This is a genomic window from Variovorax sp. GW821-FHT10D07 (assembly GCF_059415325.1).
The window spans coordinates 319435-341638 of sequence record NZ_JBWKMZ010000008.1 but is presented as its reverse complement, the minus strand read 5'-3'; the positions used below and the strand labels follow the sequence as shown (position 1 = coordinate 341638).

Here is a 22204-nt window from a genome sequence, read left to right as displayed (position 1 = left end):
GCTATTGGACGTTTTGTCCTATGGCGGGAATCCTCGTTCGGTGAGACGCTCGGAGTCTGTTTCATGGCCTACCTTTGTCACGCTTCGTGACAACCGAATTACATAACCCAATGACGACGTCCAGCATCAGTCCGCAAGGCGCATCGCCTGTGCCGCACACGTCCGACACCGGCGCCCCGGAGGACGACCACTCGCGCATCGACCCGGGCGAGATCGCCGTCGGCGTGGTCATCGGCCGCGCCTCGGAATATTTCGACTTCTTCGTCTACGGCATCGCCTCGGTGCTGGTGTTCCCGGCGGTCTTCTTCCCGTTCGAGCAGCGGCTCGAGGGAACCCTCTGGGCCTTCGTGGTCTTTTCCTTCGCCTTCATCGCACGGCCGTTCGGAACTGTCATCTCGATGGAGATCCAGCGACGTTTCGGCCGCGAGACCAAGCTCACGCTGGCGCTGTTCGTGCTCGGCACCTCGACCGCCGGCATCGCCTTCCTGCCGGGCTACGCGAGCCTGGGCTTCACCTCGATCGTGCTGCTGTCGATCTTCCGCTTCGGCCAGGGCCTGGCCTTCGGCGGCTCGTGGGACGGCCTGCCCTCGCTGCTCGCGCTCAACGCCCCGGCCAACCGCCGCGGCTGGTACGCCATGCTGGGCCAGCTCGGCGCGCCGATCGGCTTCTTCGTGGCCAGCGCGCTGTTCGCGTACCTCTATTCGAGCCTGACGCTCGAGGACTTCCTCGACTGGGGCTGGCGCTACACCTTCTACGTGGCCTTCGCGATCAACGTGGTGGCGCTGTTCGCGCGCCTGCGCCTGGTGGCGGCCGACGAGTACGCGCGCCTGCTCGAGGAGCGCGAGCTGCAGCCCACCAGCGTGGTCGAGCTGGTGCGCTCGCAGGGCTCGAACCTGCTGATCGGCGCCTTCGCGGCGCTGGCCAGCTATGCGCTGTTCCACCTGATCACCGTGTTCCCGCTGTCGTGGATCACGCTGTACTCGAACCAGGCCATCACCGAGTTCCTGGTGATCCAGATGATCGGCGCCGTGCTCGGCGCCGGCGGCATCGTGGCCTCGGGCCTGATCGCCGACCGCATCGGCCGCCGCTCCACGCTGGGCGGCCTCGCGGGCCTGATCGCCGTGTTCAGCGGCTTCGCGCCCACGCTGCTCGACGGCGGCAAGATCGGCCAGGACGTGTTCATCCTGCTGGGCTTCATCCTGCTGGGCCTGTCGTACGGCCAGGCGGCCGGTGCCGTGACCGGCAACTTCGAGGCCAAGTACCGCTACACCGGCGCCGCACTGACCACCGACCTGGCCTGGCTGATCGGCGCCGCCTTCGCGCCGCTGGTCGCACTGGGGCTGTCGGCCCACTTCGGGCTGGCCTACGTGAGCGTGTACCTGCTGTCGGGCGCGGCCGGGACGCTGGCGGCGCTGGGGTTGAACCGGGCGCTGGTGCGCGACTGATCGCGCGCCGTCTCATCCGTTGCACGAGAAGGGGCCCTTGCGGCCCCTTCGCCATTCGGGGCGGGGCTCGAGGGTAGGATCGCGTCGATGTTCTCCGCCGCAATCTTCGACATGGACGGGCTGCTGATCGACTCCGAGCGGCCCATCATGGCCGCCTGGATGGCGGCCGCCCGCACGCTCGACGTCGAGCTCAGCCACGCCCAGTACCTGCAGGTGGTGGGCCTGGCCACCGCCGAGTCCGAGATCATCCTCTCGGGCCTGCTCGGCGGCCAGGCCGCCTTCCGCCATGCCCTCGAGCACGTGCGCCAGGCGCTGGCGCTCGAACGCTCCGACGGCACGCCGCTGTTCCCCATCAAGCCCGGCGCGGCCGAGTTCCTGGGCGCCCTGCGCGCGCGCGGCACGCGCTGCGCCGTGGCCTCGTCCTCGACCAGCGGGCAGATCCAGGCCTGCCTCGGTAGCCTGGGCGTGCTGCATCACTTCGAGGCCTTCGCGGGCGGCGACGAGGTGCCGCGCGCCAAGCCCGACCCGGCGCTCTACCTGCTCGCGGCTTCGCGCCTGGGCGTGGACCCGACGCAGTGCATCGCCTTCGAGGACAGCGAGAACGGCGCCAAGGCGGCGCTGGCCGCGGGCCTGCGGGTGGTGATCGTGCCGGACCTCAAGCACCCGCCGGCCGCGATCGTCGAACAGGCCTTCCATGTGCTCGAGTCGCTGCACGATGCGAACGCGCACCTGCCGCGCTGGTTTCCCGGCGAGATGGTGCGGCCGTGATCAGGATCGGCACCCTGTGCCACGTGCTCGACAGCTGCCTCGCGTCGCCGATGACCGAGCGCGCGGTCGGCCGCATCGTCGAGGTGGTCTCGGCGCCCTATGAAGCACCGAGCGAGCGCTACCTGCCCGGCACCTACTACGACGTGCTGTTCGAGGGCTGGACCTTCTACTGCCGCAGCGACAAACTGGTGCCCATTTCCGATCCCGGCGCGGACGTCGGGCGCTGGGAAGACGAGTTCCTCGACCTTCCCGCGAGCGCGCCTCAGAGCACTTCGTCGCGCAGCTGCGGGAACACCTTCGACACCTTCGCCAGCAGGTAGTCGCCGTAGCGGCCGCTGAAGGCGTGCACGTTGGCGCGGTCCCAGCGCTCGGCGCTGTCGTCCGCGGCCACCGCGCCCGCGAGGCCCTCGATGCGCTGCACGCGCGCCTCGAAGTTCGGATCGAAGAACAGCGGGAACGACAGCCGGTTGCGCCCCGAGGTGTTGCGCTTCACGCGGTGCGGCGTCGACTTGTAGAGGCCGCCGGTCATGCGGTCGAGCATGTCGCCGATGTTGCAGACGAAGGAGCCCGCGATCGGCGGCGCATCGATCCAGCCCGCGGGCGTGTGCACCGCGAGGCCGCCCACGCTGTCCTGGTGCAGGATCGTCAAGAGGCCGTAGTCGGTGTGCTCGCCCACGCCCCATTGCACGTCGAGGCCCTCGGGCACCGGCTGCGAGGGATAGTCGAAGAGACGGAACAGGATCAGCGGATCGCCCGTGTAGCGCGCCGCGAAGTAGTCGGCCGGCAGGCCCAGGCTCAGCGCGATGCCTTCCATCAGCCGGTGACCGAGCTGCGTCACGGCCGCCATGTAGCCGAGGATGGTGTCGCGGAAGTCCTCGAGGCCCGGCGCGTCGGGAAAGAGGTTGGGCCCGTGCACCGGCGTCCTGGCCTGCACCAGCGGATGCGTGGCCGGCAGCTCGGTGCCGAGGTAGAGCCCTTCCTTCCAGTCGGGCCGGCCCGAGGTCAGCTCGCCGCCGAGCGGGAAGTAGCCGCGCCAGGCGCGCCCGCCGAGCGCCATGCGCCACTGCATCTTGGTCGCCTCGGGCAGGTCGAAGAAGCGGTGGCTCAGGGTCTCGAGCCGCGCCACCAGCGCGGGGTCGACGCCATGCCCCGTCACGTAGAAGAAGCCGTGCGCGCGGCAGGCCTCGCCGATGCGCGCGGCCACGGCCTCGCGGCCCGGCGCGTCGCCGGCCACCAGCGGCGCGACGTCGATCACGGGCAGGGTCTGGAGGGAAGCGGTGTGGGTCATGGGATGCGTGCGAAGGGCGAGCGGATGTCGGACAGGAACTGCTGCGCGCGCGGATGCTGCGGGCGGTTGAAGAAGTCGTCGGGCGTGGCGCGCTCGAGCACCTTGCCCTCGTCCATGAAGAGCACGCGGTCGGCGACCTCGCGCGCGAAGCCCATCTCGTGCGTCACGCAGACCATGGTCATGCCGTCGCGCACCAGGTCGCGCATCACCAGCAGCACCTCGCCGACCATCTCGGGGTCGAGCGCGCTCGTGGGTTCGTCGAACAGCATCACCGGCGGCTGCATCGCGAGCGCGCGCGCGATCGCCACGCGCTGCTGCTGGCCGCCCGACAGCTCGCTGGGCCAGGCCCGGGCCTTGTTCGCGAGGCCCACGCGCGCGAGCAGCGCCATCGCGCGTTCCTCGGCCTGCGCGCGCGAGAGGCCGTGCAGCTGCATCGGCGCCATGGTGCAGTTCTGCAGCACCGTGAGGTGCGGGAACAGGTTGAACTGCTGGAACACGAAGCCGATGCGCGAGCGGAAGGCGTTCACGTCGGTGCCCGGCGCGTGGATGTCCTTGCCCTCGATCAGGATGCGGCCCGACTGGATCGCCTCGAGCCGGTTGAAGGTGCGGATCAGCGTGGACTTGCCCGAGCCCGAGGGGCCGCAGACCACGACCACCTCGCCCTTGTGGATGGTTTCGCTCACGTCCACGAGCGCGTGGTAGCTGCCGTACCACTTGTTGACGTTCTGGAGTTCGATCATGCGGAAGCCTTGCGGGCGGCGGCCCGGCCCTCGGTGACCGCGACCACCGGCAGGCCGCGCCGCGCGAGGCGGCGCTCGAGCCAGTAGGCGAAGCGCGAGAGGCCGAAGCAGAGGATGAAATAGGTCAGCCCGAGGATGCCGAAGACCTGGGCCGGCTTGGTGAACACCTGGGTGTTGATCTGGGTGGCGATGAACGAGACCTCGGCCAGGCCGATGATGTAGCCCAGCGAGGTCTCCTTGATGGTCGAGACGAACTGGTTCACCAGCGAGGGCAGCATGCTGCGCAGCGCCTGCGGCAGCACCACCAGCCGCATCGCGCGGCTCCAGCTCAGGCCGAGCGCGCGCGCGGTCTCCATCTGGCCGCGCGGCAGGCCCTGGATGCCGGCGCGCACGATCTCGGCCAGGTAGGCGGCGTCGAACACCACCAGCGCGATCAGCATGGTGGCGAACTGGTCGGTCTTCACGCCGGTGACGCTGGGCAGGAAGAAATAGGCCCAGAAGATCACCATCAACAGCGGCAGCCCGCGCACCACGAACACGAAGCCGCTGACCGGCCAGCGCAGCCAGCGCCACGGGCTCACGCGCGCCAGGCCGAGCACGATGCCCAGCGGCAGCGCGAGCACCAGCCCGCACGAGGCCAGCAGCAGGGTCAGCACCAGCCCGCCGAGCGGGCCGTTGGGGTACTGGCCGATCAGGAAGTAGAGCCAGTAGTCCTGGATCAGCTCGATCATCGCGAAGCCTCCGTGCGCATCACAGCGTCCTCACCGGGAAGCGGTGGTGGTACCAGGTCGCGAGCGCCGTGATGGCGAGCGAGACCGTGAGGTAGGCCGCGCTCGCGAAGGCGAAGGACTCGAAGCTGCGGAAGGTCGCGCTCTCGACCTGGCCGGCCTGGTACATGAGTTCGGCCACGCCGATCACGGTGGCGATCGAGGTGTTCTTCCACAGGCTCAGGGTCTGCGAGATCAGCGGCGGCACGGTCACGCGCAGCGCCTGCGGCAGCACCACGCGGCGCATCGTCGCGAGCCAGCCGAAGCCCAGCGCGCGGCCGGCCTCGAACTGCACTGCGGGGATCGAGCGGATGCCGCTGCGCATGTCCTCGGCCATGAAGGCGGCCGTGTAGAGCGACAGCGCGACGATCGCGCTGTAGGCCTCGATGTGGCCCGCGTAGAGCCATTGCTTGAAGCCTTCGGGCAGCAGCTCGGGCGCGCCGAAGTACCAGAACAGCATGTGGGCCAGCAGCGGGATGTTGCGGATCGACTCCACGTAGGCGAAGCCGAGCCAGCGCAGCGGTGCCAGCGGCGCGAGCCGCAGCATGGCCACCACGAGCGCGATCGGCAGCGCGCACACCAGCGAGGCCGCGAGCAGCTGCAGCGACAGCCACAAGCCCGCGACGAGCATGTCGTGGTACTTGCCGGTCAGCAGCAAGGAATAGTCGAACAGGGGCATGGGGGGCGACAGTATCACCGCCGCGTGGGAGATTGGCTCCCTCCCCCGCCGGGGGAGGGTTGGGGTGGGGGCACCGGGCGGTCGGTGCGAAGGCTGCGTGCCCCATCCCGGCCTTCCCCCAGCGGGGGAAGGAGAAACGCGCGATCAGTCGATCTTGTCGCTCTCGAGCTTGAAGTCGCGCGTCTGGAAGCCCGAGGCGGTGTTCGGGCCGTACCACTTCACGAAGATCTTCTCGGCCTCGCCCGACTTCTCGAGCTCGCGCAGCGTGTCGTCCACCACCGCCTTGAGGCCGCTCTCGCCCTTCTTGATGCCGATGGCCAGCGCCTCGGTGCTGAGGTTCTGCTTGAGCACCACGTACTGGGCCTTCTGCGGGCCGAGCTTGGCGTAGCTGCGCAGCAGCGCGGCCTCGTCGTCGACGTAGCCCACGCCCTTGCCCTGCTGCAGCGCCTGGAAGGCCTGCTGGCTGGTGTCGAAGGTCACGACCTCGGCCGTGGGCACGGCCTTGCGGATGTTGGGTTCCTGGGTGCCGCCGCGGATGGTCAGCACCTTCTTGCCGCCGAGTTGCGATACCTCGGCGATGCCGCTGTCCTTCTTCACGATCGCCTTCTGGCCGGTCACGAAGGTGGTCAGCGAGAAGTCGATCTGCGCCTCGCGTTCCTTGTTGTGCGTGAGGCCGGCCGCGACCAGGTCGACGTGGCCCTGCTGCAGCTCGGGAATGCGCGCGGCCACGGCGATCTGCTTGAGCGTGGTCTTCACGCCGATCTTCTTGGCGATGGCGTTGGCGAGGTCGACCTCGTAGCCCACGATCTGGCGCGTCTTGGGGTCGATGAAGGTGGCGGGCTCGTCGGTGCCGAGCACGCCGACCACGAGTTCGCCCTTCTTCTTGATGTCGGCCAGCTGGTCGGCGTGGGCCACGGTGCCCGCGAGCAGGGCGGAGGCGGCGAGGGCCGCGGCGAGGATGTTCAGGCGCATGTGTTTCTTCTCCTTCTGTGAATGCAAGGGCGGCACCTTATCAACAAAACTTCGGTTCATTAAATGGTCAATCCATATATGTACATGGCCGCATGGGAATGAACGTGCGGTAAATTCGCGCCCGCGCGCCGGCCAGAAGACCGGTGCCCGGCGCCTCGCGCGCCACCCGTCCTTTTCCTTTCCCAGACTGCCTTCCTCCCCATGATCATCCAACCGCGCGTGCGTGGCTTCATCTGCGTCACGACCCATCCCGTCGGCTGCGAGGCCAATGTCCGGCAACAGATCGAGCACGTGCGGGCCCAGGGCCCGGTCGCGGGCGCGCCGAAGCGGGTGCTGGTGATCGGTGCCTCCACCGGCTATGGCCTGGCGGCGCGCATCGTCGCGGCCTTCGGCGGCAGCGCCGACACGCTGGGCGTGTTCTTCGAGCGCGCCGGCAGCGCCACCAAGACCGGCACGCCCGGCTGGTACAACACGGCCGCCTTCGAGCGCCTCGCCACGGCCGAGGGCCGCTATGCGAAGAGCATCAACGGCGACGGCTTCTCCGATGCGGTCAAGCAGCAGGTGATCGAGACCATCCGCCAGGACCTGGGCCAGGTCGACCTCGTGGTCTACAGCCTCGCGGCGCCGCGGCGCACCCATCCGAAGACCGGCCAGGTCTTCAACTCCACCCTCAAGCCCATCGGCCAGGCGGTGAGCCTGCGCGGCATCGACACCGACAGCGGCACCGTCAAGGAGACCGTGCTCGAGCCCGCCACGCAGGAGGAGATCGACAACACGGTGGCCGTGATGGGCGGCGAGGACTGGCAGCTGTGGATCGACGCGCTGCACGAGGCCGGCGTGCTGGCCGAGGGCGCGAAGACCACGGCCTTCACCTACCTCGGCGAGAAGATCACGCAGGACATCTACTGGAACGGCTCGATCGGCGCGGCCAAGAAGGACCTCGACCGCACCGTGCCCGCGATCCGCGCGAGGCTCGCGGCCCATGGCGGCGGCGATGCGCGCGTGGCGGTGCTCAAGGCGGTGGTCACGCAGGCCAGCTCGGCGATCCCGATGATGCCGCTGTACCTCTCGCTGCTGTTCAAGGTGATGAAGGAGGAGGGCACGCACGAGGGCTGCATCGAGCAGGTCGACGGCCTGTTCCGCGAGGGCCTCTACGGTAGCGCGCCGCCGCTCGACGAGGAAGGCCGGCTGCGCGCCGACCGCAAGGAACTCGCGCCCGCGGTGCAGGCGCGCGTGCTCGAACTGTGGCCGCAGGTCACGAGCGAGAACCTGCAGGCGCTGACCGACTTCGCGGGCTACAAGGCCGAGTTCCTGCGTCTGTTCGGCTTCGGCATCGAGGGCGTGGACTACGCGGCCGATGCCAACCCCGACGTGCCGATCCCCGGCCTCGTGCAGGTGGGCTGAGCGATGCAGATCCAGGACAAGCCGCCCTTCGACACGCCCTTCGAATGGATCGGCGGCGAGGAAAAAGTGCGCGCGCTGGTCGAGCGCTTCTACGACCTGATGGACCTCGAGCCCGGCTATGCGCAACTGCGCGCGGTGCACGGCAGCGACCTCGACAACGCGCGCCAGCGGCTGTTCTGGTTCCTCTGCGGCTGGCTCGGCGGCCCCGCTTACTACACCGACCGCTTCGGCCATCCGATGCTGCGCGCGCGCCACCTGCCGCAGAGCATCGGCGGCCACAGCATCGGCATCAAGGAACGCGACCAGTGGCTGGCCTGCATGGACCAGGCCATGGGCGAGACCGAGGTGCCCGAGGACCTGCGCGCGCGGCTGCGCGACTCCTTCTTCAAGACCGCCGACTGGATGCGCAACCGCGCCGGCTGAGCACAACGACCTTCGAAAGACTCACTTCATGAATTCCATCGTCATCATCGGCGGCGGCCACGCGGCGGCCCAGTTGTGCGCCGGCCTCGCCGAAGCGGGGCAGGGCGCGCGCGTGCACCTGGTCTGCGAGGAGGCCTGCGAGCCGTACCACCGTCCGCCGCTGTCGAAGGCCTTCCTCAAGAGCGCCGACGAAGCCACGCAGCCGCACAAGGCGGCCGACTGGTACCGCGAGGCCGGCATCACGCTGCACCTGGGCGATGCGGCCATGGCCATCGACCGCGAGACGCGCAACGTGACCTTGCGCTCGGGCGCGGTCCTGCCGTGGGAAGCGCTGGTGCTGGCCACCGGCACGCGCGCGCGCCGGATCGCCGCGCTCTCGCACGATCTGGTCAATGTCGCGAGCCTGCGCGCGGCCGACGAGGCGCATCGGCTGCGCGCGCGGCTGGCCGAGGCGCAGCGCGTCACGGTGCTCGGCGGCGGCTTCATCGGTCTCGAGGTCGCGGCCACCGCCAAGGCGCTCGGCAAGGAGGTGCAGGTGATCGAGAGCGCGCCGCGCCTGCTGGGCCGCGCGGTCTCGCCCGAGCTCTCGGACCACGTGCTGGCCACGCACCGCGCCGCCGGCATCGACATCGTGCTGGGCGCGACCGCCGACGGCTTCGAGGTCGAGGGCGATCGGCTGGTGTCGTTGCGCGTGAACGGCGCGCAGCAGCCGGTCGACCTGCTGCTGCTGGGCATCGGCGCGGTGCCAGAGACGGCACTCGCGCAGGCCGCGGGCATCGAGTGCGCCGACGGCATCGTGGTCGACGAGCACATGCGCACCAGCGCGGCCGGCGTGCTCGCGGTCGGCGACTGCACGCGCTTCCCCGACCGGCGCGCGGGCCGCGCGCTGCGGCTGGAGTCGGTGCAGAACGCCAACGACCAGGCGCGCACCGCGGTCGCGACCCTGCTGGGCACGGCGCGCGCGCACGACGTGGTGCCATGGTTCTGGTCCGACCAGGGCGGCATGCGGCTGCAGATGGTGGGCCTGGTGCCGGCCGAGGGCACGGCGGGCCATGTCGCGGTGCGCCGCGCGGGACCGAAGCCCGACGCCTTCTCGCTGTTCCACTACGTCGACGGGCAGCTCGCGTGCGTGGAATCGGTGAACGCGCCGGTCGATCACATGATGAGCCGCAAGCTGCTCGACGCGGGCCGCAGCCCCGACCCCGCGGCGATCGCGGACGCCTCGGTACCACTTAAGAATCACCTCGCGTAAACATCCGGTCACGGCTTGTCGCAACGCCGCTGCATTTCAGGATTCATTCACCGGACTGTCACTTCGGCTCCAGAGACTGATCTTCCTTGAACAGGAGGGAGACCTTTCGATGAAGCCACTTGCAAACACCCGCTTTCCACGCACCGCGTCCATGACCGCCTGTGCCGCACTGATCGCCACCGCCATGCTGAGCGCATGCGGCGGCGGCGATGGCGGCGGCGGCGTGTTCCTGCCGGTGCCGCCGCCCGCACCGGCGCCGTCCCCGGCGCCCGCCCCCGCGCCGATCGCGGCCGGCACGCGCGCCACCGTCGCGCTGCTCGAGACCACCGACCTGCACTTCAACGTGCGCAGCTACGACTACTTCAAGCTCGCCGAGGACAAGTCCTATGGCTACGAGCGCACCGCCACCCTGATCGCGGCCGCGCGCAAGGAGTTCGCGAACACGCTGCTGTTCGACAACGGCGACACCATCCAGGGCACCGCGCTGGCCGACTACGAGGCGCTGGTGAGCCGCATCCCCTGCACCCAGCCGCTGTCGATGTACAAGGCGATGAACGCCGCCGGCTTCGACGCCGGCACGCTGGGCAACCACGAATTCAACTACGGCCTCGATTTCCTCAACCAGGCGATCGGCGGCGGCCTCGATGTCGAGGGCGTGGACGGCACGAAGAAGTGCGCCGGCCCGAACTTTCCGCTGGTGCTGGCCAACGTGCAGAGCGTGAAGAGCGGCAAGCCGCTGCTCGCGCCCTACACCATCGTCAACAAGAGCTTCACCGCCACCGCGCCCGACGGCTCGCGCGTGACGGTGCCGCTGAAGGTCGGCGTGATCGGCTTCACCACGCCGGGCATCATGAACTGGGACAAGCGCTATCTCGAGGGCAAGCTGCGCACCGAGGGCGCGGTGGAGGCCGCCACGCGCTACATCCCCGAGCTGCGCGCCAAGGGCGCCGACATCGTGGTCGCGCTGCAGCACGGCGGCCTCGACGCCGCGGCCTACACGCCGACCATGGAGAACCCGGGCCTGCACCTGTCGAAGGTGCCGGGCATCGACGCGCTGCTGATGGGCCACCAGCACGGCGTGTTTCCCGACCGCGGCGCCAACCCCGGCTTCAAGCAGCCGGGCGTGGACAACGCCGCCGGCACCGTGAACGGCGTGCCGGCCGTGATGCCGAGCTCGTGGGGCAAGGCGCTGGGCGTGATCAAGCTCGAGCTGTCGTGGGACGGCAAGGCCTGGGTGATCGACAAGAGCAAGACCGCGGTCGAGGCGCGCTCCACGCAGACCGGCAAGGACGACGCGGGCAAGGCGGTCTACGTCGATGCCGACCCGGCCATCGCGCCGCTGATCGAGACCCAGCACCAGGCCGCGATCGACTACGTGAAGACGCCGATCGGCAGCACCGACTTCCGCATGAACACCTACTTCGCCGACGTCGGCGATCCGGGCGCGATCCAGATCGTGAACCAGGCCCAGGCCGACTACGTGAAGAGCTACATCCAGGCCAACCTGCCGCAGTACGCGAGCCTGCCGGTGCTGTCGGTCAGCGCGCCCTTCAAGTCGGGCTACGAAGGCGGCCGCGACTACACCGACGTGGCCGTGGGCAACCTCGCGATCTTCAACGCGGCCGACCTCTACCTGTACCCGAACACCGTGTACGCGGTGAAGGTCACGGGCGCCGAGATCAAGGCCTGGCTCGAGGCCGCGGCCAAGCGCTTCAACAAGATCAGCACCACGGCCACGGCCGACCAGCAGCTGATCAGCACCTTCCCGGGCTACAACTTCGACATGTTCACCACGCCCGACGTGCAGTACGAGATCGACGTGACGCAGGAGGTCGGCAGCCGCATCCGGAACCTCACGTACCTGGGCGCGGCCATCGATCCGGCCAAGGAGTTCGTGATCGCCACCAACAACTACCGCGCCACCAGCGGCGCGAGCTTCATCCCCGCGCTCGACGGCCGCGCGACGATCTACGCCTCGCCCGATGCCAACCGCGACGTGCTGATCGCCTACGTGAAGGCGAAGAAGACCATCACGCGCGCGGCCAACGGCGCGGCGCGCAGCTGGCGCTTCACCAAGGCCACGACGGCCGGCAACGTGGTGTTCACCTCGGGGCAGGGCCAGCTCGCGTCGGCGACGGCGGCGGGGCTGGACAACGTCTCGTTGCTGACGGCGGACGATGGGAGCGGGAAGGGGCGCTCGGTCTACAAGCTCGATCTGAGCAAGTGAGGGAGGTGGCTCCCTCCTGCCGGAGGGAGCCGCTCAGCGCTTGACGGGCGCCAGCAGCACCACCAGCGCCCCGGCCCCGCCTTCGGCCGGCTTGGCCTGCACGAAGGCCAGCACCTCGTTCTTCTGGATCAGCCAGCGCTGCGTCTTGGTCTTGAGCACCGGCTGCTTGCCCGGCGAGCCCAGGCCCTTGCCGTGCACCACGCGCACGCAGCGCAGGCCCTGCTTGTGCGCGTTGCGGATGAAGCCGCCGAGCGCCTCGCGCGCCTCGTCGCTGCGCAGGCCGTGCAGGTCGACCTGGGCCTGGATCGTCCAGTCGCCCTTGCGCAGCCGCGCGGTCACGTCGGTGCCGATGCCGGGCCGGCGGAAGCTCATGGCGTCGTCGACGTCGAGCAGCGTGGTGACGTCGAACTCGTCGGACAGCGATTCGCGCAGCACGCGCTGCTCGTCGAGCTGGTGCTGCACCGGGATCGGCGCCGGCGGCTCGGGCGCGAGCGGCACGGTGCGCGTCTTCTGGCGCAGCGGCTCGGTGGCGCCGACGGCGCGCGCGAACAGGTCCTTTTCGGCCGCGCGCTTGCGCTCGGCCACGGCACGGGCGGCGGCCTCGGCCGCTTCGCGCTCTCGGGTTTCGGCGAGCTGGCGCTGCACCTGCTTGAGGTCGGCCAGGTTCTTCAGGCTCTTGGGCACCGGCGCAGAGCCGGGGGAGGGCGGACGTGCGGCGGCCATCAGAGCAACCCCTGTTCGGCCATCGAGAAGCTGCGGCCCACGCCCACGATCACGTGGTCGAGCACGCGCACGTCGACCAGCGAGAGCGCGGCGCGCAGCGTCTGCGTGAGCGCTTCGTCGGCGCGCGAGGGCTCGATGCTGCCGCTCGGATGGTTGTGGGCCAGCACCACGGCGGCCGCATGGTGGTGCAGCGCGCGCAGCACGACCTCGCGCGGATAGACGCTGGTCTGGGTCAGCGTGCCGCGGAACAGCTCCTCGAGCACGATCAGCCGGTGCTGCGCGTCGAGGAACAGCACCGCGAACACCTCGTGCGGACGCGTGCCGATGTGCATCTGCACGTACTGCCGCACGGCCTCGGGCGCGTCGAGCACGGTGCGCTGCGAGAGCTGCTCGGCCATGGCGCGGCGCGCGAGCTCGAGCACCGCGATCAGTTCGGCGCGCTTGGTGGCGCCGCCCATGCCGCGCACGCCGCGCAACTGCTCGGGGCTGGCCTGCAGCAGGCCCGCGAGGCCGCCGAAGCGCTCGTGCAGCTCCTGCGCGAGCTGCAGCACGTTCTTGCCGGCCACGCCGGTGCGCAGCAGCAGCGCGAGCAGCTCGGTGTCGGCCAGCGCGGCGGCGCCGCGCGCGATGAGCTTCTCGCGCGGGCGGGCATGTTCGGGGAGATCCTTGAAAGCCATGGAGAGCCTGCTAAACCTTGAACGGGGCGGGTGGAAGCGCCCGTCCTTAAAATGCAGCCCAGTTTATCGGGACACCCGTCTTGTCTTTGTCAACCATTGCTGCCTCCATGTCCCAAACGCCCCACGTCGTCACCCCCGGCTCCTTCCTGACCCTGCACTACCGGCTGTCCGGGCCCGCGGGCGACATCATCAACACCTTCGCCGACAAGCCCGCCACGCTGTCGCTGGGTACCGGCGAGCTGTCGCCGGCGGTCGAGCAGCGCCTGCTGGGCCTCGAGGAGGGCGCCCACGCCACCTTCGAGCTGCCGGCCGGCGAGGCCTTCGGCGAGCGCAATCCCGAGATGCAGCAGTGGGTCGCGAAGAAGCTGCTGGCGCAGATCGGCGACCCCGACGAGCAGTACGCCGTGGGCGACGTGGTGCAGTTCCCCACGCCCGACGGCACCGGCAGCTATGCCGGCGCGGTGATCGAGTCCAACGAGACCGGCGTGCGCTTCGATTTCAACCATCCGCTCGCAGGCCAGCCCGTGACCTTCGAAGTGCAACTGATCGGGGTGTTGTGATGGCGCGCGGCACCGCGGCCGGGGAGGCACGATGAACGAAGGCATCGAGGAAGTCATCCTCGCCGAGCCGCGCGGCTTCTGCGCCGGCGTGGACCGCGCGATCGAGATCGTCGAGCGCGCCATCGCCAAGTTCGGCGCGCCGATCTACGTGCGCCACGAGATCGTGCACAACACCTACGTGGTCAACGAGCTCAAGTCCAAGGGCGCGATCTTCATCGAGGAGCTGTCGGACGTGCCGCCCGGCGCCACGCTGGTGTTCAGCGCGCACGGCGTGAGCAAGGCGGTGGAGCAGGAGGCGCGCGACCGCGGCTTCGAGATCTTCGACGCCACCTGCCCGCTGGTGACCAAGGTGCACGTCGAGGTCGCCAAGCTCGCCAAGGAAGGCTACGAGTTCATCATGATCGGCCACAAGGGGCATCCCGAGGTCGAGGGCACGATGGGCCAGCTCTCGAGCGGCATCCACCTGGTGGAAGACGTGGAAGACGTGGCGCGCGTCGCGCCGGGCCAGACCGAGAAGCTCGCGGTGGTCACGCAGACCACGCTGAGCGTGGACGACGCGGCCGAGATCGCCGCCGCGGTGCGCGCGCGCTTTCCGGCCGTGCGCGAGCCCAAGCAGCAGGACATCTGCTACGCCACCCAGAACCGCCAGGACGCGGTGAAGATCATGAGCCCGCAGGTCGATCTCGTGATCGTGGTCGGCAGCCCCACCAGCTCCAACAGCAACCGCCTGCGCGAATTGGCCCAGCGCCTGGGCACCGAGAGCTACATGGTCGATTCGGCCGACGAGCTCCAGCCCGAATGGTTCGAGGGCAAGACCCGCATCGGCCTGACCGCCGGCGCCTCGGCGCCCGAGGTGCTGGTGCGCGAGGTGATCGAGCGCGTGCGCGCGTTCGGTGCGGTCTCGGTGCGCAAGATGGACGGCATCGAGGAAACCATCAAGTTCCCGCTGCCCAAGGGCCTCAAGCTGGCCGACATTCCTCCTCCTGGACACATCTCTTGACCGCTGCTGCAATCACCGAATGGCGCTCTGAAATCGATAGCGCCTGGCAACGCCTGAACGAACGCTCGGGCCACTTCCTGCGCCAGACCCCGCTGTGGAAGCTGCCCGCGGCGGCGCTCGGCGTCGCGGCGCCCGGGGCCGAGGTCTGGCTGAAGCTCGAGCACCTGCAGGTCAGCGGCAGCTTCAAGGCGCGCGGCATGATGAACCGGCTGCTGGCCAACGCCATTCCCGAGAGCGGCGTGATCGTCGCCTCGGGCGGCAATGCCGGCATCGCCACCGCCGCCGCGGCGCGCGCGCTCGGCGTGCGCTGCGAGGTCTACCTGCCCGGCGTCTCGCCCGAGGCCAAGCGCGCGCGCCTGCGCGCGCTGGGCGCCGAGGTGGTGGTGGTCGGCCAGCTCTATCCCGATGCACTGGCCGCCTGCCTGGCGCGCCAGGCCGAAACCGGCGCCCTGCTGACCCATGCCTACGACCAGCCCGAAGTGGTGGCCGGCGCCGGCACCCTGGGCCGCGAGATCGAATCCCAGGGCGGCCTGCCCGATGCCGTGCTCGTGAGCGTGGGCGGCGGCGGCCTGATCGGCGGCCTCGCCGGCTGGTTCGAGCAGCGCGCGCGCGTGATCGCGCTCGAGCCCGAGGGTGCGCCCACGCTGTTCCGTGCCCGCGAGGCCGGCGCGCCTGTCGACGTCGAGGTCGGCGGCATCGCGGCCGATTCGCTGGGCGCGCGCCGCATCGGCGCCATCGCCTGGGACATCGCGCAGCGCCACATCGCCGATGCGCTGCTGCTGTCCGACGAGGCGATCCGCGCCGCGCAGCAGTGGCTGTGGAAGGAAATGAAGCTGGCCGTCGAACCGGCCGCCGCGCTGCCGCTGGCCGCGCTGCAGACCGGCGCCTACGTGCCGCGCGCGGGCGAGAAGGTCTGCCTGATCGTCTGCGGCGCGAACGTCGATCCGGCCACCGTCGGCTGAACGAGCCCCGCGCGGGGCGGGGTGCGGGCGCGCCCACCTAAAATCGGGCGATGCTCGACATCACCCTGCTCCGCAAAGACCTGGCCGCCGCCGTGGCCGGCCTCGAAAAACGCAAGAAGAACCAGCCCTACCTCGACGTCTCGGCCTTCACCGCGCTCGAGGCCGAGCGCAAGACGCTGCAGACCCGCACCGAGGAAATCCAGGCGCGCCGCAACACGCTGAACAAGCAGATCGGCCCGCTCAAGGCCAAGGGCGAGTCGGTCGACGCGCTGATGGCCGAGGTCAACGCGCTCAAGGGCGAGCAGGAATCGCAATCGAAGCGCCTCGACGAGATCCAGCCCGAGCTGCAGGCGCTGCTGCTCGCCGTGCCCAACCTGCCGCACGCCAGCGTGCCGCTGGGCGAGGACGAGACCGGCAACGTCGAGCAGCGCCGCTGGAGCCCGCAGGGCGGCGCCGGCGCCTCGGCCACGCCGCTGGGCTTCGCGCCCAGGGACCACGTCGACCTGGGCGCGCCGCTCGGCCTCGATTTCGAGATGGGCGCCAAGCTCTCGGGTTCGCGCTTCACCGTCATGAAGGGCCCGATCGCGCGGCTGCATCGCGCGCTTGCCCAATTCATGCTCGACATCCAGACGCAGCAGCACGGCTACACCGAGTGCTACGTGCCCTACATCGTCAATGCCGCCACCCTGAGCGGCACCGGCCAGCTGCCCAAGTTCGAGGGCGACCTGTTCGCCGCGAAGAAGGGCGGCCAGGACGGCGAGCCCGCGCCCGACCTGTCGGCGCTCTACCTGATCCCGACCGCCGAGGTGCCGCTCACGAACTTCGTGCGCGACGAGGTCGTGCCCGAGGCGCAGCTGCCGATCCGCCTCACGGCCCACACCCCGTGCTTCCGCTCGGAAGCCGGCAGCGCGGGCCGCGACACCCGCGGCATGATCCGCCAGCACCAGTTCGACAAGGTCGAGATGGTGCAGGTCGTGCATCCCGAGAAGAGCTACGAGGCGCTCGAGCAGATGACCGGCCATGCCGAGGTGGTGCTGCAGGCGCTCGAGCTGCCGTACCGCGTCGTGCTGCTGTGCACCGGCGACATGGGCTTCGGCTCGACCAAGACCTACGACCTCGAGGTCTGGCTGCCGGCGCAGGACACCTACCGCGAGATCAGCTCGGTCTCGAACTGCGAGGCCTTCCAGGCGCGGCGCCTGCAGGCGCGCTTCAAGAACGCCCAGGGCAAGAACGAGCTGGTGCACACCCTCAACGGCTCGGGCCTGGCGGTCGGCCGTACCCTGGTCGCGGTGCTCGAGAACCACCAGAATGAGGATGGCTCGATCAACGTGCCGAAGGCGCTGCGGCCCTACCTGGGCGGCACCGAGGTGCTGCGCGGCTGACGAAAAAACGACAGGGAAATCGCTGCACGGGATGGTTGTGTCGATTTTCCTGGCTATAATCGCAGGCTCGACAGAGCGACCGGAGAGGTGGCAGAGTGGTCGAATGTACCTGACTCGAAATCAGGCGTACTAGCGATAGTACCGAGGGTTCGAATCCCTCCCTCTCCTCCAAGAATGGCCCCGCAAGGGGCTATTTTTTTGCCTGCTCGCAATCGGAAACCGAGCAGGATCCAAGGCCTTGGTCGATTCTGACGCCTGCGGGCAATCAAGGCGTTGATCGACGAGTACGACGCCGAGCAGGCGATGGGGTACGAGCGAACGCTTTTCGAATAGCGCGCGCGCCTCGTGAAGGCCGAAAGAAAGCTGCAGGAGAAGGAGACGAAGACAGCGCTTCACGACCAGCGCGTGGCTTCCTAAAAAATCGCTGCGGCCCTGGCGAAGCTCGAGGACCTGAAGCGCACCGAACTGACGCCGCGGGACGGGCGCATCTTCCCCGGGTGGTATGCCTCGGTGCGGGTCATCGAGGATGGCGAATGGCTCATCAAACCGATGCGCTACCAGTGCCGGCCGGCGGGAAAGCCGGCCTTCTACGATACGAAGTACCCGGGCACTTACAACGCGCGGCGCAATAGCCTCGATGGCTTCTGGAAGGGCCAATTTGGGCGGGCTCATGGGCTCATGGGCTCATGATCGTCAACGGCTTCTACGAGAACGTGAAGCGGCACGACATGGAGCACCGAGAGCTGCGGTCGGGCGAGGAGTCTGAGAACGTGGTCCTTGAGTTTCGGCCGCGGCCGACGCAGGACATGCTCATCGCGTGCCTGTACTCGCATTGGACGCCACCGGCGGGTTCAGACGAATCCGAGTTGTGGTCTTTCGCGGCGATCACCGGTGAGCCTCCGCCGGAGGTTGCGGATGCCGGCCATGACCGTTGCATAGTGCAACTCAGACACGAAAACGTCGAAGCATGGCTCACCCCCCAAGGAAGATTAAAAGACCAGCTCGAAGAACTACTTGAGGACAAAGAGCGCCCATACTACGAGCATCGCATGGCTGCTTAATGCGCGGCTAGGGACGCGAATATATTGAGCACTTGTAATCAAGTAAGCGCCGAGGAGGGGATTTTATGATGATGGAAAACGTAAAAAAGGTCCAAGCTCGTGATCTTGGAAAATACGCATGGTCGAGATTGGCGCAATTTCAAAACGTGGAGTTTTGTACGGAAAAATTAGTCTTCGATCATAAAATCGACAGAAGGCAATCCCAAAATGCGAGAGCTCAAGCAGAGCAAATTAAACAATGTTTAGCTCAGGCCAAAGAGTATTTTTTGGCTGCGAACGTAGTGAGCTTGGCAACTCGCCCCGTACTGCTCTATTACGCGACCATGTCTCTTGCCTTGGCGGAAATTCTGACCAAGCAAACTGGGGACAGTCGGTTGGAGAAATTAAGAGAACTACATCCAGCGCACGGTCTAGCTCTCAAGCTGTCCGGCGTCCCCAAAATTTCCGATGGACTTGCAGAGGCAGCATCAAAACTAAACGCGAAAGCACAAGTGAGTGGCGATGGAAAGCCGATGGGAACTTTTGAAGTCTGGCTGCGGTCTGCACGCGAGTATCCAATAGGCGGCGATCATATAACCTATTCTGATCACGGAAATACTTCGCGATTCGTTGGTGTGATGTCGGCGACCAATACACCACTGCCACCAGTTCCCAAAAAAGGCATAAATCTACTTGATTGTATTCAGCAATTGCCTTATCTTGCGGATGCGCTTCACTCAAATGGGCTGAGTCTTTCATTGGTTAGAGGGTTTGTTAAGGCATTTGATCCATTTGACGATGAAAAGAAATACTTGGAAATTATTCTCCATCCTCAAAATACAGACTTATTGGAGAAATTTGGAGAGGCTTGCCGTTGTGCGCCTGAGTTGGTGAATGGAATAGAATTCCGAGAAATTCAACCCTCAGGATTTGTGGCGACGGTCGAAAGAAATTCTAAAGTTACCCTGAGCTTGCCAAAGTCTATATGTCTTGATTCCGGAGGTGTATTCTTTGGTTGTTCCAGTCAATTATTGAATGAATTTGGATATTTGTACGTCGCATTGCACATTTGCGGAAATTTCGCGCGCTATTATCCTGATCTGTGGCTTAGGCATCTTGAAAAATCAACTTCCCTCAGTTTGATTATTGAAGAGCTTTGTAATCATGCCGTGGAAAGACTTCCTTTGCTAACCCTTTCCGAATTGACTCATACGTATCACATCCAAGCTAGATAGATAGGAGTGCATGTCCTTGTCGGTTGCGAAGAAGTGGGGGGCGGACTGGCGAAAAGTGTTGCTATTCAGCGCCAGTCAGACGGATTTTTGTGTAGGCATTTTTGTAGGCATCTTCGTCAAAATCAGGCTCTAGGCCGCATGAATATTAGATATTTGCCTCCCTCCCTCTCCTCCAATGATTCAAAGGGTCAGTGGCCACCAGGCTACTGACCCTTTCTCATTGGTGCCTCCCGCTCGACCCTGCGGTCTCGCCTAGGCAGGCGGCAACCCGAGCTCTGCCCGCATCCCCGAAACCCGCCGCACGTAGAACTCCACAAAGGCCCGGATCCGCATCGGCATGTGTTCGCGGCTGGGATAGCAGAGGTAGTGCGCCCGCCCCTGGGGCGCATAGGCGTCGAGGCAACGGACCAGCCGGCCGGCGCGCAGATCCTCGGCGACCTGGTAGCCCGCGACCTGGGCGATGCCCAGGCCGTCCCGCAAAGCGCCCACCACCAGCTCCGGATCGCTGTAGATCCGGCTGCCCTTCGGCATGAGCTTGCGCACCCGGCGACCGCCGCGCTCGTTGCCCGCGGGTGGCTCCATGAACTCCCATTCGTACAGCCCGCCCGACCCGAGACGGAACTGGATGCACGCATGGCGCTCGATGTCCTCGAGCGTCTCGGGCAGGCCATGGCGCGCCGCGTACGCGGGCGACGCGCACACCATCATCTCCATGGGCGCGAGCTGGCGCGCGATGATGCTGCTGTCCGCGAGGCGGCCGTTGCGGAAGCTGACGTCGATGCGGTCGGCGGTGAAATCGGTGATCCGGTCGTCGAGGATGAGCTCGACGTCGATGCCGGGATGCAGCCTGTAGAAGTCGGCCAGCAGCGGGCCGACGATCCTGCGGCCGAAGCCGATCGTCGAACACACGCGCAACTGTCCGCGCGCGGGCCCGTCCTGCAGTTCGTGCACCTGCTGCATCGCCTGCATGATCTGCTCGACCCCCGGGCGGCTGAGCTCGTAGAACATCTCGCCCTCGGGCGTGAGGGCGACATTGCGGGTCGAGCGCTGCAGCAGCCGCGTCTTCATCTGGGTCTCGAGCCGCTGCACGTTGCGGCTCACGGCCGAGCGGCCGAGGCCCAGGCGGTGGCCCGCCTTCATGAAACTCAGCTCCTCGGCGACCGCCATGAACGACAGCACGCCGGTGTAGCTGGCGGCCAAGCCGGAAGCCAGTGCATCGGGCATCGAGGGGATGGGGGCGGGATTCTTCATGGTCGATGGGTCGGGTGGAGCGGCGAAGGCAAAAAGCATCGCGCGGCCTTGCCGGCAGGCGCGCCGGCGAATCATGGGAGGTAGGAGCGCCGATGTCGGTGCGCGTTCGCACAATCGACGCGTGGTGGCCGGGCATTGGTGATCAAAGCTGGATATCGGATTGCATCGGCGCATGCCAATTTGCGCGGGAGTGCCTCCTACGATGGCCGTTTCAGACGGATCTCCCCCGCCATGGCGCTCGCCCTTCATCGTCCAGTTCTTTTCTCCTCCAGCTCGGATCTCGCCTGGTCATGGCTGCCGCCATTTGCCGCGGTGCTCGCGTATCCGCATCTGCTCGCGGCGTTCTACCAACGCTTCAATGCACAGGACGGCAGTCCCGTGCTGGCCGTGCTCGCCATGGCATCGGCTTTTGCGGTCACCGCATTGGGATTCGCTTTCGCGTGGCGGCTGGGACACGCGCCGCATCCGACGGCGCGATCGCTGACCGCGCGTCACGGTGGCGGCACCGCCGCTGTTCACCTTCATGGGGGTGCTGCTGTACCTGATGAAGATCGATGGCGCGGACGCGGCGGTCTGGACCGGCCTGTGGACGGCCGCGGCGGCATGGGTCGCGATGCTGCAACTCACGCGGCGGTCCGACGTGGACGCCGTCGATGAAGCCGGTGCCTCGGCGGGCATGCAGGCCACGCGCGCACTCGAGGCATTGCGAGTCACCCACGGCATCTCGGCGGCCGCGCTGATCGTCGTCTTCCTCGCGCCTCATCTGTTCAACCATCTCGTCGCCTGGCTGGGCGACCAGGCGCACCAGTCGCTGATGCTCCAGCTGCGCAAGCTCTATCGCCATGCCTGGATCGAACCCGCGTTGCTGCTCGCGATGGCTTTCCAACTGCTGTCGGGACTGGCGCTGTGGTTGCCGAAGACACGCAAGAAGGCGAATCTCTTCGATGTGCTGCAACTGGCTTCGGGCATCTATCTGACTTTCTTCATTGCCTCGCATGTCAACTCGGTGTTCGTGCTGGCCCGTCATTTCGGTGTCGACACCAATTGGGCCTGGGCCGTGAGCGCACCGGCCGGACTCACGGGCGATGCATGGAGCGTGCGGCTGATTCCCCACTACGCAATCGCGGTGTTCATGCTGCTCGGGCATCTGGCCTGCGGCCTGCGCGTCGTTCTGCTGGGGCATGGCGTGAGCGATGCGAGGGCAGGGCGCTGGGCCTGGATCGCGCTGGCGGCGGCAACCATCGTCGCGATCGCCATTTCTTCGGCAATGCTCGGCGCCCGACTGTGAGCGCGGGAATCGGCATGCCCGGACTCCGAATGCGCATGCCAATTGCAGAGTTGTTGAATTATTCTTTGGAGTCGATTGAACAAATAGCGTAAAGAATAATTTCTCCGAAATCGAAAAAATA

Annotated in this window: 22 protein-coding genes and 1 tRNA gene; 15 read left to right on the top strand and 8 right to left on the bottom strand. The window is 67.3% G+C overall.

Annotation, left to right across the window (positions count from 1 at the left end; all coding sequences use genetic code 11):
- The first annotated feature begins 110 nt into the window (after positions 1–110).
- The 3 genes from AC07PU_RS23920 (at position 111) to AC07PU_RS23910 (ending at position 2533) form a co-directional block, all read left to right on the top strand.
- Positions 111–1445, top strand: a complete 1335-nt coding sequence (locus AC07PU_RS23920; protein ID WP_093340836.1) for an MFS transporter — start codon at positions 111–113, stop codon at positions 1443–1445.
- A gap of 87 nt (positions 1446–1532) precedes the next feature.
- Entirely contained in the window at positions 1533–2213 is a 681-nt protein-coding gene (locus AC07PU_RS23915; protein WP_093340835.1) for an HAD family hydrolase, read from the top strand.
- Positions 2210–2533, top strand: a complete 324-nt coding sequence (locus tag AC07PU_RS23910) for a hypothetical protein (protein ID WP_203202555.1) — start codon at positions 2210–2212, stop codon at positions 2531–2533. The genes AC07PU_RS23915 and AC07PU_RS23910 overlap by 4 nt, the downstream gene beginning before the upstream one ends.
- Here the strand turns inward: AC07PU_RS23910 and AC07PU_RS23905 are convergent.
- From AC07PU_RS23905 to AC07PU_RS23885, 5 genes are all read right to left on the bottom strand, one after another.
- Positions 2476–3501, bottom strand: a complete 1026-nt coding sequence (locus AC07PU_RS23905) for an isopenicillin N synthase family dioxygenase (RefSeq protein ID WP_495321042.1) — start codon at positions 3499–3501, stop codon at positions 2476–2478. The two genes, AC07PU_RS23910 and AC07PU_RS23905, sit on opposite strands and share 58 nt — an antisense overlap.
- A complete protein-coding gene (locus AC07PU_RS23900; RefSeq protein WP_057592989.1) occupies positions 3498–4241 on the bottom strand; it encodes an amino acid ABC transporter ATP-binding protein in 744 nt (247 codons plus the stop codon). The genes AC07PU_RS23905 and AC07PU_RS23900 overlap by 4 nt, the downstream gene beginning before the upstream one ends.
- Positions 4238–4972: an amino acid ABC transporter permease gene (locus AC07PU_RS23895; RefSeq protein ID WP_093340827.1), complete on the bottom strand. Its 735-nt coding sequence runs from the start codon at positions 4970–4972 to the stop codon at positions 4238–4240. Before AC07PU_RS23895 ends, AC07PU_RS23900 begins: the two co-directional genes overlap by 4 nt.
- A 19-nt stretch (positions 4973–4991) precedes the next feature.
- Positions 4992–5687 (bottom strand): amino acid ABC transporter permease, encoded by a 696-nt coding sequence (locus AC07PU_RS23890; protein WP_495321039.1) that lies wholly within the window; start codon positions 5685–5687, stop codon positions 4992–4994.
- Between the two features lie 144 nt (positions 5688–5831).
- On the bottom strand, positions 5832–6659 hold the full coding sequence (locus tag AC07PU_RS23885) for an ABC transporter substrate-binding protein (RefSeq protein ID WP_093340823.1): 828 nt from the start codon (positions 6657–6659) through the stop codon (positions 5832–5834).
- A 201-nt stretch (positions 6660–6860) separates the two neighbouring features.
- On the opposite strand from AC07PU_RS23885, the gene fabV reads away from it, so the two are divergent.
- The 4 genes from fabV (at position 6861) to AC07PU_RS23865 (ending at position 11965) form a co-directional block, all read left to right on the top strand.
- Positions 6861–8063 (top strand): enoyl-ACP reductase FabV, encoded by a 1203-nt coding sequence (gene fabV, locus AC07PU_RS23880; RefSeq protein ID WP_495321037.1) that lies wholly within the window; start codon positions 6861–6863, stop codon positions 8061–8063.
- A gap of 3 nt (positions 8064–8066) precedes the next feature.
- Complete coding sequence (locus tag AC07PU_RS23875) at positions 8067–8486, top strand: group II truncated hemoglobin (RefSeq protein WP_203202549.1); 420 nt, start codon at positions 8067–8069, stop codon at positions 8484–8486.
- A 28-nt stretch (positions 8487–8514) separates the two neighbouring features.
- Entirely contained in the window at positions 8515–9738 is a 1224-nt protein-coding gene (locus AC07PU_RS23870; RefSeq protein WP_495321035.1) for an NAD(P)/FAD-dependent oxidoreductase, read from the top strand.
- A 109-nt stretch (positions 9739–9847) separates the two neighbouring features.
- Positions 9848–11965, top strand: coding sequence for a bifunctional 2',3'-cyclic-nucleotide 2'-phosphodiesterase/3'-nucleotidase (locus AC07PU_RS23865; protein WP_495321033.1), 2118 nt, complete (start codon positions 9848–9850; stop codon positions 11963–11965).
- Positions 11966–11998: 33 nt separating this feature from the next.
- Here the strand turns inward: AC07PU_RS23865 and AC07PU_RS23860 are convergent, their stop codons facing one another.
- Together AC07PU_RS23860 and radC are read right to left on the bottom strand one after the other, a co-directional pair.
- Positions 11999–12688, bottom strand: coding sequence for a Smr/MutS family protein (locus AC07PU_RS23860; protein ID WP_495321031.1), 690 nt, complete (start codon positions 12686–12688; stop codon positions 11999–12001).
- Entirely contained in the window at positions 12688–13365 is a 678-nt protein-coding gene (radC, locus tag AC07PU_RS23855) for a RadC family protein (protein ID WP_208510969.1), read from the bottom strand. The genes AC07PU_RS23860 and radC overlap by 1 nt, the downstream gene beginning before the upstream one ends.
- Positions 13366–13472: 107 nt before the next feature.
- On the opposite strand from radC, the gene AC07PU_RS23850 reads away from it, so the two are divergent.
- The 7 genes from AC07PU_RS23850 (at position 13473) to AC07PU_RS23820 (ending at position 19544) form a co-directional block, all read left to right on the top strand.
- Positions 13473–13925, top strand: coding sequence for an FKBP-type peptidyl-prolyl cis-trans isomerase (locus tag AC07PU_RS23850; protein ID WP_093340809.1), 453 nt, complete (start codon positions 13473–13475; stop codon positions 13923–13925).
- A gap of 31 nt (positions 13926–13956) precedes the next feature.
- Positions 13957–14925, top strand: a complete 969-nt coding sequence (gene ispH, locus AC07PU_RS23845) for a 4-hydroxy-3-methylbut-2-enyl diphosphate reductase (protein WP_093340807.1) — start codon at positions 13957–13959, stop codon at positions 14923–14925.
- A gap of 11 nt (positions 14926–14936) precedes the next feature.
- Positions 14937–15887, top strand: coding sequence for a threonine/serine dehydratase (locus AC07PU_RS23840; RefSeq protein WP_495321134.1), 951 nt, complete (start codon positions 14937–14939; stop codon positions 15885–15887).
- A gap of 50 nt (positions 15888–15937) precedes the next feature.
- Positions 15938–17269: a serine--tRNA ligase gene (gene serS / locus AC07PU_RS23835; RefSeq protein WP_093340804.1), complete on the top strand. Its 1332-nt coding sequence runs from the start codon at positions 15938–15940 to the stop codon at positions 17267–17269.
- 81 nt (positions 17270–17350) lie between these two features.
- Positions 17351–17440, top strand: a tRNA-Ser gene (locus AC07PU_RS23830).
- A gap of 515 nt (positions 17441–17955) precedes the next feature.
- A complete protein-coding gene (locus tag AC07PU_RS23825) occupies positions 17956–18330 on the top strand; it encodes an SOS response-associated peptidase family protein (RefSeq protein ID WP_495321027.1) in 375 nt (124 codons plus the stop codon).
- 65 nt (positions 18331–18395) lie between these two features.
- Positions 18396–19544, top strand: coding sequence for a YaaC family protein (locus AC07PU_RS23820; protein WP_495321025.1), 1149 nt, complete (start codon positions 18396–18398; stop codon positions 19542–19544).
- 252 nt (positions 19545–19796) lie between these two features.
- Here the strand turns inward: AC07PU_RS23820 and AC07PU_RS23815 are convergent, their stop codons facing one another.
- Positions 19797–20795, bottom strand: a complete 999-nt coding sequence (locus AC07PU_RS23815) for a LysR family transcriptional regulator (protein WP_495321023.1) — start codon at positions 20793–20795, stop codon at positions 19797–19799.
- Between the two features lie 496 nt (positions 20796–21291).
- Between AC07PU_RS23815 and AC07PU_RS23810 the strand changes: the two genes are divergently transcribed.
- Positions 21292–22083 carry a hypothetical protein gene (locus tag AC07PU_RS23810; RefSeq protein ID WP_495321021.1) on the top strand — a complete coding sequence of 264 codons (792 nt, stop codon included), beginning with the start codon at positions 21292–21294 and terminating at the stop codon, positions 22081–22083.
- Positions 22084–22204: the final 121 nt, after the last annotated feature.

Bases quoted from the DNA above. Each gene is read 5' to 3' on its own strand.
- AC07PU_RS23920 (WP_093340836.1), top strand. From the start codon at position 111: ATGACGACGTCCAGCATCAGTCCGCAAGGCGCATCGCCTGTGCCGCAC.
- AC07PU_RS23915 (WP_093340835.1), top strand. From the start codon at position 1,533: ATGTTCTCCGCCGCAATCTTCGACATGGACGGGCTGCTGATCGACTCC.
- AC07PU_RS23905 (WP_495321042.1), bottom strand. From the start codon at position 3,501: ATGACCCACACCGCTTCCCTCCAGACCCTGCCCGTGATCGACGTCGCG.
- AC07PU_RS23900 (WP_057592989.1), bottom strand. From the start codon at position 4,241: ATGATCGAACTCCAGAACGTCAACAAGTGGTACGGCAGCTACCACGCG.
- AC07PU_RS23895 (WP_093340827.1), bottom strand. From the start codon at position 4,972: ATGATCGAGCTGATCCAGGACTACTGGCTCTACTTCCTGATCGGCCAG.
- AC07PU_RS23890 (WP_495321039.1), bottom strand. From the start codon at position 5,687: ATGCCCCTGTTCGACTATTCCTTGCTGCTGACCGGCAAGTACCACGAC.
- AC07PU_RS23885 (WP_093340823.1), bottom strand. From the start codon at position 6,659: ATGCGCCTGAACATCCTCGCCGCGGCCCTCGCCGCCTCCGCCCTGCTC.
- fabV (WP_495321037.1), top strand. From the start codon at position 6,861: ATGATCATCCAACCGCGCGTGCGTGGCTTCATCTGCGTCACGACCCAT.
- AC07PU_RS23875 (WP_203202549.1), top strand. From the start codon at position 8,067: ATGCAGATCCAGGACAAGCCGCCCTTCGACACGCCCTTCGAATGGATC.
- AC07PU_RS23870 (WP_495321035.1), top strand. From the start codon at position 8,515: ATGAATTCCATCGTCATCATCGGCGGCGGCCACGCGGCGGCCCAGTTG.
- AC07PU_RS23865 (WP_495321033.1), top strand. From the start codon at position 9,848: ATGAAGCCACTTGCAAACACCCGCTTTCCACGCACCGCGTCCATGACC.
- AC07PU_RS23860 (WP_495321031.1), bottom strand. From the start codon at position 12,688: ATGGCCGCCGCACGTCCGCCCTCCCCCGGCTCTGCGCCGGTGCCCAAG.
- radC (WP_208510969.1), bottom strand. From the start codon at position 13,365: ATGGCTTTCAAGGATCTCCCCGAACATGCCCGCCCGCGCGAGAAGCTC.
- AC07PU_RS23850 (WP_093340809.1), top strand. From the start codon at position 13,473: ATGTCCCAAACGCCCCACGTCGTCACCCCCGGCTCCTTCCTGACCCTG.
- ispH (WP_093340807.1), top strand. From the start codon at position 13,957: ATGAACGAAGGCATCGAGGAAGTCATCCTCGCCGAGCCGCGCGGCTTC.
- serS (WP_093340804.1), top strand. From the start codon at position 15,938: ATGCTCGACATCACCCTGCTCCGCAAAGACCTGGCCGCCGCCGTGGCC.
- AC07PU_RS23825 (WP_495321027.1), top strand. From the start codon at position 17,956: ATGATCGTCAACGGCTTCTACGAGAACGTGAAGCGGCACGACATGGAG.
- AC07PU_RS23820 (WP_495321025.1), top strand. From the start codon at position 18,396: ATGATGATGGAAAACGTAAAAAAGGTCCAAGCTCGTGATCTTGGAAAA.
- AC07PU_RS23815 (WP_495321023.1), bottom strand. From the start codon at position 20,795: ATGAAGAATCCCGCCCCCATCCCCTCGATGCCCGATGCACTGGCTTCC.